Origin of the sequence: Natribaculum luteum, assembly GCF_023008545.1 — an archaeon.
Lineage (GTDB): Archaea > Halobacteriota > Halobacteria > Halobacteriales > Natrialbaceae > Natribaculum > Natribaculum luteum.
This window is the reverse complement of record NZ_CP095397.1, coordinates 1,932,439-1,945,258: the sequence shown is the minus strand read 5'-3', so window position 1 is coordinate 1,945,258 and position 12,820 is coordinate 1,932,439. Positions and strand designations below refer to the sequence as shown.

General features: G+C 64.3%; 11 protein-coding genes, 1 tRNA gene and 1 pseudogene. 8 read left to right on the top strand and 5 right to left on the bottom strand.

What is annotated here, in order from left to right:
- The first annotated feature begins 7 nt into the window (after positions 1–7).
- From MU558_RS10025 to MU558_RS10015, 3 genes are read left to right on the top strand one after another with little or no spacing between them, the layout of a single operon-like run.
- Positions 8–922, top strand: a complete 915-nt coding sequence (locus MU558_RS10025; protein WP_246966080.1) for an AAA family ATPase — start codon at positions 8–10, stop codon at positions 920–922.
- On the top strand, positions 919–2,226 hold the full coding sequence (locus MU558_RS10020; protein ID WP_246966077.1) for a VWA domain-containing protein: 1,308 nt from the start codon (positions 919–921) through the stop codon (positions 2,224–2,226). Before MU558_RS10025 ends, MU558_RS10020 begins: the two co-directional genes overlap by 4 nt.
- On the top strand, positions 2,223–3,356 hold the full coding sequence (locus MU558_RS10015) for an XdhC family protein (RefSeq protein ID WP_246966075.1): 1,134 nt from the start codon (positions 2,223–2,225) through the stop codon (positions 3,354–3,356). Before MU558_RS10020 ends, MU558_RS10015 begins: the two co-directional genes overlap by 4 nt.
- Positions 3,357–3,979: 623 nt before the next feature.
- Here the strand turns inward: MU558_RS10015 and MU558_RS10010 are convergent.
- Both MU558_RS10010 and MU558_RS10005 read right to left on the bottom strand, forming a co-directional pair.
- Positions 3,980–4,053, bottom strand: a tRNA-Ile gene (locus tag MU558_RS10010).
- A 67-nt stretch (positions 4,054–4,120) separates the two neighbouring features.
- Positions 4,121–4,735 (bottom strand): FxsA family protein, encoded by a 615-nt coding sequence (locus tag MU558_RS10005; protein ID WP_246966073.1) that lies wholly within the window; start codon positions 4,733–4,735, stop codon positions 4,121–4,123.
- Positions 4,736–4,850: 115 nt separating this feature from the next.
- Here MU558_RS10005 and MU558_RS10000 point away from each other — a divergent pair.
- The 3 genes and pseudogenes from MU558_RS10000 to MU558_RS09990 all read left to right on the top strand — a co-directional run.
- A pseudogene (locus tag MU558_RS10000) lies at positions 4,851–6,506 on the top strand (DUF255 domain-containing protein); the annotation flags it as partial.
- A 71-nt stretch (positions 6,507–6,577) separates the two neighbouring features.
- Positions 6,578–7,381 (top strand): TrmB family transcriptional regulator, encoded by an 804-nt coding sequence (locus tag MU558_RS09995; protein ID WP_246966070.1) that lies wholly within the window; start codon positions 6,578–6,580, stop codon positions 7,379–7,381.
- A 176-nt stretch (positions 7,382–7,557) separates the two neighbouring features.
- Positions 7,558–7,992, top strand: a complete 435-nt coding sequence (locus tag MU558_RS09990) for a DUF7548 family protein (protein ID WP_246966068.1) — start codon at positions 7,558–7,560, stop codon at positions 7,990–7,992.
- Here MU558_RS09990 and mptA read toward each other — a convergent pair.
- Together mptA and MU558_RS09980 are read right to left on the bottom strand one after the other, a co-directional pair.
- Complete coding sequence (mptA, locus tag MU558_RS09985) at positions 7,970–8,908, bottom strand: GTP cyclohydrolase MptA (RefSeq protein ID WP_246966066.1); 939 nt, start codon at positions 8,906–8,908, stop codon at positions 7,970–7,972. The genes MU558_RS09990 and mptA overlap by 23 nt on opposite strands.
- A gap of 400 nt (positions 8,909–9,308) precedes the next feature.
- Positions 9,309–10,133, bottom strand: coding sequence for a hypothetical protein (locus MU558_RS09980; protein WP_246966065.1), 825 nt, complete (start codon positions 10,131–10,133; stop codon positions 9,309–9,311).
- Positions 10,134–10,797: 664 nt separating this feature from the next.
- On the opposite strand from MU558_RS09980, the gene MU558_RS09975 reads away from it, so the two are divergent.
- Both MU558_RS09975 and MU558_RS23250 read left to right on the top strand, forming a co-directional pair.
- A complete protein-coding gene (locus tag MU558_RS09975; RefSeq protein ID WP_246966063.1) occupies positions 10,798–11,532 on the top strand; it encodes a DNA-directed RNA polymerase subunit epsilon in 735 nt (244 codons plus the stop codon).
- Between the two features lie 130 nt (positions 11,533–11,662).
- The gene (locus tag MU558_RS23250; protein WP_322987050.1) at positions 11,663–12,061 is read left to right on the top strand and encodes a zinc ribbon domain-containing protein; all 399 of its coding nucleotides are present in this window, start codon (positions 11,663–11,665) and stop codon (positions 12,059–12,061) included.
- Between the two features lie 60 nt (positions 12,062–12,121).
- On the opposite strand, the gene MU558_RS09965 is transcribed toward MU558_RS23250, so the two are convergent.
- On the bottom strand, positions 12,122–12,748 hold the full coding sequence (locus MU558_RS09965) for an MBL fold metallo-hydrolase (RefSeq protein WP_246966060.1): 627 nt from the start codon (positions 12,746–12,748) through the stop codon (positions 12,122–12,124).
- Positions 12,749–12,820 lie beyond the last annotated feature (72 nt).

Genomic DNA, 12,820 nt, shown 5'->3' with positions numbered 1-12,820 from the left:
GCGGATCATGGAAGACGAACCGACCACGGCGTTTGCGGACGTGACCGAACGGGATGTCCATACCGCATTCGAGGAGCAAGACTACGTCGCCGAAGATGAGATCGTCACGACGGTACTGCTAGCGTTGCGTTTGGGAAAGCCGCTGCTGGTCGAAGGAGAACCGGGCGCTGGCAAAACGGAACTCGCCAAAGTACTGGCGTCGAGTCTCGGAGACGAACTGATACGGTTGCAGTGCTACGAGGGACTGACCGCCGAGCACGCCCTGTACGAGTGGAATTACACGAAGCAATTACTCGCCGTGCAAAGCGGAGCGGATCCCGAGGCGTCAGTGTTCTCCGAAGACTACTTGCTCGAGCGGCCGCTGTTACGGGCCCTCCGTCACGACGGCGACTTTCCGCCGGTCCTGCTCATCGACGAGATTGATCGCGCTGACGACGAATTCGAGGCGCTGCTGCTGGAGGTACTTTCGGACTTTCAGGTGTCGGTTCCAGAACTCGGCACTGTCTCGGCCGAACGGCCACCGATCGTCATCGTCACGTCCAACCGAACGAGGGCGTTGAGCGACGCGCTCAAGCGACGCTGTCTCTACCTGCACGTTGAACCGCCGTCCGTCGAGAAGGAGACGGCTATTCTCTGCCGGAAAGTACCCCAGCTGGACGGCGTCGTCGCAACGGAGCTCTGTGCAATGGCTGCGCGACTCCGCGAAGAGCCGCTGCGAAAACCGCCCGGCGCGGCTGAAACCATCGACTGGGCGCGAGCGATCGCGACGATGCGCGACGACGGAGACGGAACACTCTCCCGCGAGACACTTCAAAATACGCTCGGCTGTCTGCTGAAAGAGGTCGAGGACGTCGAGCGAGTCGACGACGACCTCCTGACGGACCTGCTCGACGCCGCCGAGCAGGCGAGGGCAGACCCATGAGCGAGCGCTCGGACAGCGACGACGTCGGCGAACACGTCCGGACGGAGCTCATCCAATTCGTTCGGGCGCTCCGCCGCGACGGCGCAGCCGTCCCGGCCAACGCCGCACCGACCGCCGCTCGAGCACTCGCCGCGGTCGGCCTCGAGAATCGCCGCCGCGTCCGGACGGCGTTGCGGGCCAGTCTCCTCACGGACAGTGCCGACTTCGAGACGTTCGATCGGCTGTTCGAGGCGTTCTGGCGGCGACTCACGGCGGGACTCGAGGACGAGCGATCGCTGTCGTCGCTCGCCGCCGAGTCGGACGGGCTCGCACCACTCGGCGAGCCGGCTGTCGACGAAAACGCGCCCGGAGAGAGTACCGATTCCGACCACGCCGGTCGAGCCACCGGCCGGTCGCTCGCCGAATCGTTTGCAACGGCAGCCCCAGCAGACACCGACGCTGACTCCGACGATACCGAGGCGACGGCGGCGCTGTACAGTCCGTCGGGCGTCGCCAGCACGGTCGACGGACGCGCTCTCACTGACGCCGGCGACCTCTCGACGGCGTTTCGCGAACTGACACGCGCGCTTGCCGGCCTCCAAGGGCGGCGCTTCGAGCCCGGTTCCGACCGCGCTGCGATCCGTCGGGCGCTCCGGACGAGCGTGAGTACCGGTGGTACTGTCCTCTCGTTGCCGAAGCGAGAACGCCAGCGCACGGACGTCCGTGCGCTGGTCGTGGTCGACGTCAGCCAGTCCGTCATCGACGCCGTCGACCGGGGCTTCCTGATCGACGTTCTCCGGCAGGCCCGCCGCCACTGGCGGGACACGCGCGTGTTCTTCTTCGACGAGGAGCTGCGGGAAGTGACCGAGGCCGTCGACGCACCGTCATCGCAAGCGGCGATCGCCGCACTCGAGGCCGCGGAAACCGCCTGGGGTGGCGGGACGCAAATTGGCGGCTCCCTCGAAGGTCTCCGTGAACGCGCACCCGACGCCATCGATCGGCGGACGGTCGTGTTCGTCATCAGTGACGGACTCGACCGAGGCGACGTCGGCGTCCTCGAACGCGAACTGTCGTGGATCGCCCGGAGGGCAAAACGGGTGCTCTGGTTGAACCCGCTGGCAGCGACTGCCTCCTACGAGCCTGCCGCTCGTGGCATGGCCGCTGCTCTCCCGTATATAGACGGCCTGTTCGCGTTCGCCGACCCGAGCGACGTCGTCGAACTGGCACGACAGCTCCGCCAGCAAGGTGTGGGCGGGCGAATCGGCTACGAATTCGACACTCGAGAGAACCGACAGACGACCACTCGAACGGTGACTAATACATGAGTACGAGCGACTGGAGCCTCCCGGAAACGGACGTATTCGAGCGGATACGAACGACACTCGAGAACGACGACGCGGCCATCCTGGCGACGGTGATCGCAGTCGACGGCAGCGCGTACCGCCGGCCAGGTGCAAAGATGCTCATCCAGCCCGACGGCGGTGGTGCAGGCAGCATTACCGCTGGCTGTCTGGAAGACGAGGTTCGCGCGCTTGCCACCGACGTCCTGGACGACGGTGCGCCCCGTGTCGAGACGTGGGATCTGACGGGCGACGACGACACGTGGGGTCTTGGTATCGGCTGTAACGGCGTTATCACGGTTCTGCTCGAACCGCTCGACGAGTCGTATCAGGAAGTGGTCGAGGCCCGACAGGCAGGCGAGGCGATCGGGGTCGCGACCGTCGTCGGCAGCGAGACTGACGCGACTGTCGGCGATCGCGCATACTACGTGCCGAGCGAGGGGTTCACGGACGACCTCCCCGAACCGATACGTGACTCTCTTGCGGAATCGGCAAAGACGCTCGTGGCAGCCGGGAAAAGCGAGACGTTGACCGTCGACACGGACGCGGGGACTGTCGACGTGTTCGTCGACGGTGTGCGCCCGCCACCCGAACTCGTCGTCTTCGGCTCCGGACACGACGCCGGCCCCGTCGTCGAGTTGGCGCGGCTCGTCGACTTTCATACGACGGTGGTCTCGTTCCGCGGCGGGCAAGCCGACGAGAACCGGTTCCCGCGGGCGGATACCGTCGTCTCGGCGTCGCCGCGGGAAGTGTCGTCCCTCCGAGAGTGGGATTCGGATACGTACGCGGTGGTGATGAGTCACAACTTCCTCGACGATCGGCTCACGCTCGAGCAACTGTTGGAGACGCCGGTCCCGTACGTCGGACTGATGGGGCCCCAGAAGCGCTTCGACGAGATGCGCGAGGAGTTCGCCGACGAGGGTCGATCGTTCACCGACGCCGAACTCGAGCGAATCTACACACCGATCGGGGTGAACCTCGGTGGCGACACGCCCTATCAGATCGCCTTCAGTATCGTCGCGGAACTACTCGCGGTCGCCCACGGTCGGACGCCACAGCACCTCGGCCGGCGAGAGGGACCGATCCACGACCGCGTGAACGTCGGAACCGACTGAGATGGATCGAACCGACGAACCCGACGACACTACGGATTCGAACCAGAACGCGGGACAGATGCTCGCCCGGACCTGGGTCATTGCCGCAAACTTCCGGACGCCCGCTGACTACGGAATTCCGACCGCGCCATCGCTCCCTGCGGAACGGCGTGCTAATGGGGCTCTGACGTTACTCCATCCTGACGATTCGACGCCACTGCTGACGATAGAGGCGCCAATGTCGGTACGGCGGTAGTTCCGAAAATCGAACTGATTGCATTCTCTCACGCTGAAACACACGCCCTCGGTCACAACTGGCCGACGACCGTCGACGGCCGACGCGAACGCGTATTCGTGACTTCGGGAAACGCACACCCAGATGTCAGTACATACTCGATCACGTCTCGACATCTGCACCGCTGGCGATAGCGTCTCGCGTGCGATCGGTGTACGGACCGCGCTGTCCGGCAGTATGATCTTCCATTCGGAAAATCCCGCAACGTTAGTCGTCTGGAGGACGTCAAATCACAGGCTCTGGTCGACCAGCAATCGATCAGAAGGCATCGAAATGACCAGGGGACGAGAATGCAAATCCGCCTACGATCCAATATTCGTGACTCACGATGTTGTTCGTCACGAGAATATGGGCCAACTCGGATTTGAACCGAGAGCCTCCACCTTATCAGAGTGGCGCTCAACCTGATTGAGCTATTGGCCCGCTTCGCATCTCACAGTTGCCGGGTGATACGTTTAAACGTTTCTTTCTCACAGAGCCGTGAGATTCGCTACCGAGCGTGGCCTTCGCCCGGTTCGTCGTCCTCGTCTCGAGGCGACGAGTCGTCGCCGAACTCGATCCGGTAACTGTCCTCGTCGTCGTCCGACTCGACGGTGTAGTCGTCCTCGGAGAGGTCGTACGTCGATGCGTTCCCTCGAGCGCCGCCGTCCGTCGATTCGGCCGATCCTCGAGCGGCGTCGTCGGGGAAGCCGAACGTCCAGACGGTGCCGCTGGCGAAGCCACCGGTCTTCTTGTCGACGTACGGGACGACGACGAACCGCTTGATTCCGGCCCGGATCGGGATGCGGGTCGGCGGCAGGACGAGCAGGAATCCGATGAGATCCGTCACGAGGCCGGGAGTGAGCAGGAACGCGCCAGCGGCGATCAACAGCGCGCCGTCGAGCAGCTGGTTCGTCGGCGGCTCGCCCCGTTCTAGCGAGCGCTGGATTTTTCGAATCGTCCGGCGACCCTCGGCGCGGACCAGCAACATCCCGACGAGACCCGTCAGGACGACGAGCAAGACCATCGCGACCCAGCTGAACCAGGGAGTCTGGCTGACGATAATCGCCAGGAGTACCGCGTCCAGGAAGGGGATGAGCAACAGCGCCAGGAGCCACCGGAGCATGCTCTCACGTAGCTGCCGAAGGGTGAAAACCCTTTACTCTCCCGCCAGCAGAACACTCGACGGATCGATCTCGGAATCGAGGTGACGGTCGAACGAAGGTCTTACGCCTGCCACGTCCCTCGTCGTAGCTATGGAAGACGTCACGCGGGTCGAGTGGCGCGAGTGGGGACGGGACGCCTTCGAGGAGGCGCGAGCCGAGGACGTCCCCGTCTTGCTCTCGCTGACTGCGACGTGGTGCGATCACTGTCACGAGATGGACGCAGAGACCTACGCCGTCCCGACGATCGCGGCGAACGTCAACGACGACTTCGTTCCCGTTCGCGTCGACGTAGACCGCCATCCCCGCGTTCGCGATCGGTACAATATGGGTGGTTTTCCCTCGACGGTCTTTCTCTCGCCCGACGGCTCGCTGTTGACCGGTGCGGGCTATCTGGGTCAGGACGGGATGCGACAGGTCATCCAGCGCGTCCGCACGATGTGGGAGACGAAAGGAGCCGACGCCGGCCGCATTCCACGCGCACTGCGTGAGGACGAACCACCGTCTGGCGAACTCACCGACGACGTCGAGGCAGCCATGCTCGGCCGGCTGACCGAGACCTACGACGACGTGGTCGGCGGCTGGGGCGATGGGCCGAAGTTCCCGCTGCCGGACGCCATCGAGTTCGCACTCAAGCGCGACCGGGAGATGGCGCTGCGGTCGTTCGACGCCGTCAGCGCGAACCTGTTCGACGAGTACGAAGGCGGCTTCTACCGGTTTGCGACCGAACGGGACTGGTCTGGCATCCAGCACGAGAAACTGCTCGACTCGAACGCCGCGCTCGTGCGCGCGTTCGCGAACGCGTACTGTTACACCGGCCGCGAGGAGTACCGGAAGCCGGCGGATCGGACGATCGACTACCTGACGACGACGCTGTGGAACGACGCGGCGGGTGCGTTCGCCGGGAGCCAGGCACCCGGCGACGCCGAGAGCTACACGCTCGAGCCCAGCGACCGCGAGACCGGTGACGAGCCACCGGTCGACGACACCGTCTACGCAGGTGCGAACGCACTGGCGATCGACGCCTTGCTCGCCTACTACGCCTACACCGACGACGAGCGCGCCAGGCGGTACGCCGAACGCGCCCTCGAGTACCTGCGCGAGGATCTGCTCGAGGACGGCGTCGTCGTTCACTATCGCGACGACGAGACGGACGGCGATCGCTGTCTCCTCGCGAACCAGGCGCGCGTGCTCTCGGCACTGACGAGCGCCCGGAGCGTCCTCGGAGCCGACACGCTGGCGGACGCCCGCACTGTCGCGGATACGACCGTCGACCGGCTCCGCGATGGCGATTCCTTCGTGGACGCCCCGGCGACTGGCGTCGGCTTGCTCGACCGACCCCTCCGTCCGCTCGACGGCAACGTCGAACTCGCCGACGCGTTGCTCGATCTCGCCGTGCTCTCGGGCGAGCGTCGCTTCCGGACGATCGCCCGCGAGACGCTCGAGGACTTCGCCGGGGCGAGCAGCCGTTTTGGTGTGCAGGTCGCGCAGTACGCGTCGGTCGTGTCCCGCCTGCTCGAGGGACCGCTCGTCGTTCGCGTCGCCGACGCTCCGGGGTCGGACCTCCACCGCGGGGCTCTCCGCGTCGCCGACCACGAGAAGGTGGTCGTCCCCGACGCAATGGGAGAGGACCTCGAGTCGGGGACCGCCTGCGTCGAACGCGGCGAGCAGGTCTCCGACGTCGTCGAAACTCCCGACGAGTTGGTCGAACAGGTGCGTTCGGTCCTCGAGTGACGACCTGATCGTCTAGCGCCACTATCAAACTACCGCAGTGTTTATGGTTGTGGGGTCGGTTCCCTCACGATATGGCCAGTCTCAGGGATCTCGGTCTCTCCGAGTACGAAGCGCGAGCGTACCGCGCGCTACTGAACACCGGTCCCACAACGGCAAAGGAGTTGTCGCGTGCGAGCGATGTCCCGATGGGTCGGATCTACGACGTGCTCAACAGCATCGAGCAGTACAATCTGGTCCGCAGCCAGACTGCGAGTCGTCCGAAGAAGTACGTCGCCGTCGAACCCGCGACCGCCCTCGACCGGCTCCTCGAGGACAAGAAACGCGAACTCGAGGAGAAGGCAGATCAGTACGAGGAGATCGTCGACGATCTCTCGGAGGAACTCGACGCGGCCGGTCCTGTCGAAGAACAGTTCTGGACCGCCGCCGTCGGCCCCGACGAGACGATCGACCTCCTGTTAGAGCGGCTCACGGCTGCCGACGACGAGATCATCATGGTCGCAGCCGATCCGTCTCCGCAAGTCGACATCCGGACGGTCGGCAAGGACGCACTGGCACACCTCGAGGACGCCCTCGAGCGCGGCGTGAGCGTCGACGTGCTAATGAGCCGGGATCTCGTCGACGCGCTCCCGTCGACGGTCGGCCGCCGGTATCGACAGGCCCTCCAGTCTCGAGCCGATTTCGACGTGCGGACGAGCGACGACGTGACGGGGACGTTCAACATCATCGACAACGTCGAGGTCTGCATCCAGGTGCCGAACCCGCTCTCCTCCGGCGAGGCGTTCGGGATGATCGACCTCAAAGACCCCGAGTTCGCTGCCGACGTCCACGACGAGTTCCTGCCACGCTGGGAGGACGCGACGCCGCTTTCGTTCTGACTGGAACCGTCTGGCTGGATCGGGGTCGGGGTGACGGTTGGCCGCTCGACCGGAGACGTGAGGTCCGTTCTCCCAGGTGAACCGATTCGGACCCTCGTCGACTGGTTTCGACTCGTGGCTCTATCACGCACAAGTAAGGTCCACATTTTTCTAGCTGGTGACGATGTGGCTCGAATGTGAGTAGCGAACGGCTCCCCCGTCAGCTCGGGATCGCGGCATGCCTGGCAGTTATCGTCGGGATCCTCCTGCCGTACGTACTCGTGAGCCGGCCAGCCGTGGCGACCTACTACGATTTTGCGCCCGTGAGGATGGAAGTCGTCGGACTCCTCGCGGCGATCGCGCTAGTCGCTCTCCTCGTGTGGTTTTCGGACGTCATCACTTCGCCGACGCTCGCCGGCTTTCTCGTCATTGTCGGGGCGACCATGTTCCTCAACACGACGATATGGGTCTGGACGGTCCCGACGCACCTCGTCATGGAACTTCCGACGGTCGACGAGTTCCTGTACCACCGGTGGGCCCTCACGGTCCTCACGGCTCTCGTCGCGACGAGCGGTCTCTGGTACGTCGTGCGTCTCTTACCTCGGAAGACTACGCCTCGAGGTCGCCGTTGACCTCCTCGCGCAGCGTCCCCATCTCGACGACGCGCTCGGCGTGGGCGTTGTGCTGGTGGATCGACTCGTCGTTGGACTGTTTCATCGTGATCACGGCGTCGTCCGGCAGTTCGTCGAACTGCTCGACGACGCCTTCCGCCATCGACCGGACGCAGTCTTCGACGAACTTCGCGTCGCTGTGGGCCTCGAAGGTCATGTGGTCCTCGTCGGGGCGCTTCGCGAGGTTGTAGATCCGCGCGCTCATGGCGTCGCGGGCGACGTCGATCACGTCGTTCAGGTCGACCTCGGGATCACCGTTTGCCTCCACGGTGAGCGTCGCGTGACCGCGCTGGGAGTGGCCGGGCTGGGGAACCTCGTCTAAAAACTCGGTGATCGTCTCCTCGTCGACCTCGAGATCCTCGAGTTTCTGTTTCGCACGGGCGGCAGACATCCCCTGCGAGCACGGGCAGACGGTCATGCCGACGACGCGGGCACCGATCTCCTCGCGGGTCCCCTCGTCGGTCGCCGTCGCCGAGGCGATGAGGTCGACGCTGTACTGGGTCTCTCGGTCAGTCGCGGGCGTCTCCTCGCGTCGGACGAACTCGGCTTCCATCGACACTTCAGCGCGCGTCGTGTAGTCGTGTTTCTCGAGTAGCCGTTCGGCGGCGTCGCCACAGACGTCCTCGACGCGGTAGGCCTCCTCTCGGGTGGCTTCCTCGAGAATCTCGTCGATGACCTCCATGTTCCGGCTCATGTCCGCGCCTTTCCGCCAGGAGGGAAGGTCGACGAACACCTCGAACTCGGCCATCAGGACGATCGGTCGCTTGCCCTCACGGGCGATTTTGACGAGCTTTTCGACGCCAGTGACGCCGACCTGGCTCAGTCCGACGGTCACGTCGGGTGCAGTCGCCTGCACGTCCGGCAGTTGCTTACTCATTGCCACGTACTCGGAGTAGCGCGCGATTAGGGCTTTCGGAAGCCGACGTTTTGTCTGGCGTGATCGTCGAATCGACCGACTCGAGAGGCGTCTCCACCGGCCGTGTCACCCGCACTCGCTGTCGATCCTGCCGGGTTCACGGAGTGGACCAGCGGGGACGCGATCGAATCTCCCCCGTCTCGCTCTTTAAGTGGTTCTGGTGACAAGGTAAAGCTACGAAGGGAATTTTCGTCGGGTCTGCTCGTCGTAGTGGCTACTCTGTCGCCGTTGGTCCGTCTCTCTCGTCGTTTCGTCGACGCCGACTTGCCCGCTCGTCCTTTAAGTGGTTCTGGTGACAAGGTGAAGCTACGAAGGGATTTTCGCGGCAGTTCGAACGAAGAGGTTTCGATCCGTCCGGCGCTCACTCGCAGACTTCGACTTCGGTCTCGTACTCGCGTTCGGCGGTCAGCGACGCCGTCGTCGGGAGCGGGACGTCGATAACCCGCGCAAAGGTATAGTCCCACACTCCCGACGTGATCGACGCGGTGTTCTCGACGTAAACGTAGTACTGGCCGCCCTCTTCGGCAGTGAACGCGTCGTCGATGACCGAGGCGACGGCGTGATCCCGGAGGACGGCACCGTCGGCGGATTCGATCCGGAGCGTGGGTCGTGCACCGTCGACCGTCCGGACGCGATACTCGAGGGTTTCGCCCGCCTCGAGGTCGAACTGAGGGGCGAGCATTTTCCCGGCGGGGACGGTCATCCGATCGTTCGCCAGTTCGTCGCGTTCGGGCTCCGTGCGCTCTCCGAGGTTCGTAACGCGAACCGTCCCGGACCCGCCAGTCTCGAACGTCTGTCGCGTCTCGAACGACCCGCCTTCGTCACTGTAGACGGTCTCGCCGTCCGGCGCGTCGATCTCGAGGCGGATCTTCTGACGGTCGGATGCCGAGACGTCGACGTGGACGGTGTCACCATCCTCTGCGGTGAACTCTCGGGTTACCTCGTCACCACCCTCGAGAAGCGCCTCGCCGTCGACGACGAGTTCCGTCTCGGTCCGAGTCTCGAGTGTACAGTCCTCGTCGTTCTCCTGGGTGACGTTTTCCTCGTCGTCGCGGTCGTTCGGCGTGGCGTCTCCTTTGTCGTCCCCGAGACAGCCCGCCAGCGCGGCCAGCGTGAGACTCGCGCCGGCGAGCAGTGTCCGTCGGGTCGGTGCCAGTCTGCGTCCGTGCGGCGATCGATCGCTCATGGCTACGCGTGTCGCCGTCGGTCCAATGAGTGACGGTATGTATATGTGCAGTCACCTAGTGGCTCGCTCAGTGACGGACGCGCTGGCCGAACCGGCGTCGGTGTGCCAGCCGACGATGTCGGCCTTCTTTAAGTGGTTCTGGTGACAAGGTGGAGCTACGAAGGGATTTTCGCACGGGACTGGCTTCGGGGTGGCGACGCGACGACCGTTAGTCGAGCAGTCGACCACGGGGTCAGTCCGTCGCTCATCGCTTTAAGTGGTTCTGGTGACAAGGTGAAGCTACGAAGGGATTTTCGACGGCGATCTCGTCTGCGAGCCCGTGCTTTCTCCGGGTCGCGCGGTCGACGGCGGCTTCGCGTCGGACCGCCTGGATCCGACTTTCTTTAAGTGGTTCTGGTCACAAGGTAGTGCTATAGACGGGGTTTCTCACCGAGTAGTTTTTCACCGAGCGTGTCGCTTTCCGGACTTCCCTCGAGCAGCTGATCCCACTTCGGCGTCCAGTGTGGTATCCACGACCTGTCTTGTCGGCTTTAAGTGGTTCTGGTGACAAGGTAGAGCTACGAAGGGATTTTCGCCGCGCTCGTTCTCGACTCGAGAGCCGTGCTATCGCATCGCAGCTCCGTGGGATGGGTTTATCCGTCTCTACGTGTGAGCCACCACTTGTATGAGTGGTGACGGCGTTTCGTCGGGGGCGACGCTCGGACGGCGAGTACCGACCGACGACGGTGAACGACGACTCGAGACCCGCCCCGGTGCAGGTTCGATCTCGCGAGCGGCGGCCCAGCGCGACGCGACGGTTCGCCGGTGGGGCGTCGTCACGCCCAGCGCGACGGTCATCGGCCGCGCGGAGTCGCCCGAGGCGGACCTCTCGGAGAGCGTCCGTCGCCTCCACGACGAACAGCACACGGCGACCGCCGGCCACAGCGCGCGAGCCCACCACCTCGATCGGCTGCGAACGACCCAGGCGCTGTGTAACGCCCTGGACCTGACGCCGTGGCAGCGAGACCTCGCGCTGGGGATCATGGACGAGATCGACCTCACTGCCTTCGGCAGCCAGCGGGCGATCCCCAAGGTCGCGCTGGTGGTGATCCGCCACGTCGTCGACGTCGACCGGCGCGCGTACTTCGGGCTGGACGACGTCGACGTAAGCGCGCTGTCGCCCGACCGGATGGACGAACTGTTCGCAGAGTACAAGGCACACGACGTTACCGACGAGAGCACGTTCAAGCACCTCGCCGCTCAGCACGGCCTCGACATCACGAACCTCAACCGGCTCCGCCGGGTGCTACAAGAGCAACTGGACGACGATGCACTGCCGGCGTACGGCCGCAACCCCAACCGCGACCCGAATCTGCCGAGCCTGACCGGCCGGGAGGCCGACGACTCGAGCGAGGAGTGAGCAGTCACGGCACCGTTCACCGTCGTCGCTGCCGACCCACCGTCCTCACGATTCGCGCGCAGGCGTCCCCTTTTGTGCTTTGCCCGCAGACTATCTCCACCGTGTCTCGAAGGCCATCATCCGTGAGGCCGTGGGGAACGATTGCACGGCGATTGCGTTCGAGAACCCGAAACTCGAACGCTTCAAAGTTCCAGCAGTGGGCGTTCCGCGAACTCCAACGGCACGTCGAATACAAGGCCGAAGAATACGGTATCGAGGTGGACGATACGGTATCGAGGTGGACGACGTTGCACCACAATACACGAGTCAGTGGTGCAGTCACTCGGGGTGTGGATTCACTCATCGGGACAATCGGGATGGCGATAAGTTTGAGTTCCTAAAGGGCGGTAAAGAGTTGCATAGCGATTACAACGCCGCAAAGAACATTGCCAACCGACACTGCGGGGCGGGTATGCCCATCGCGGGCAGAAATCTCGCGGTGGATGGGCCACCAGTCAACTGGCCCTCAAGTCAGGGGCGTTTAACGTGAACGGCGACTACACGCCTGCCCAGTTGGGTTAGAACGGGAGTCCACTGACAAGCATCGGGGTCAAGCCCCGGGAGGGTTGACGTATCGCTCGAGTTTCTCGCGTGCGTCCTCCGTGACCGACGAGCCGTGATAGACGAGGCCGGCATCGAACTCGTACTCGAGGAGGCGCTCGAGGCTTTCCTCGGCGCGGTTCAGGTTCTGCGAGTAGACCGCAGGCGGGAGGTGAAAGTAACCGGCGGGGAGCCCGCGCTGGTCGGCCCCGGAGACGGCGTCGCCCATGACGGCGACGCCAGCGGCTTCGTCGACGAGCGCGTGATTGTCGGGTTCGTGGCCCGGGACGTGTACCGCGGTGAATCGCCCGATCCGGTCCCCGTCGCCGTAGCGGTGGTCCGGGTCAGTTGCCGTCTCGGCCGTCGTCTGTTCGGGGACCCACGTCTCGAGTCCGTAGTGGTCGACGAGGGCGTCGAAGCCGCCGATGTGATCGCCGTCACCGTGCGTGACGACGAGCCGTTCGGGTTCGACGCCGATCGACGAGATGCCCTCGATCACTCGGTCGGTGGTGCCCGCGAGGCCAGCGTCGACGAGCGTTGGCGTTCCGTCAGCAAAGAAGAACACCCGGAACCGCTTGCCGCTCTCTTCTGTTTGACAGGTGATATCGTAGACGTTCTCGAGTATCTCCGTCGGCATACCGTTTCGGTCGTGGTCAGGAAGGATAAGCGTTCTCGCAGCCCGGCCGTTGGCGTCTCACGCGAACGACGA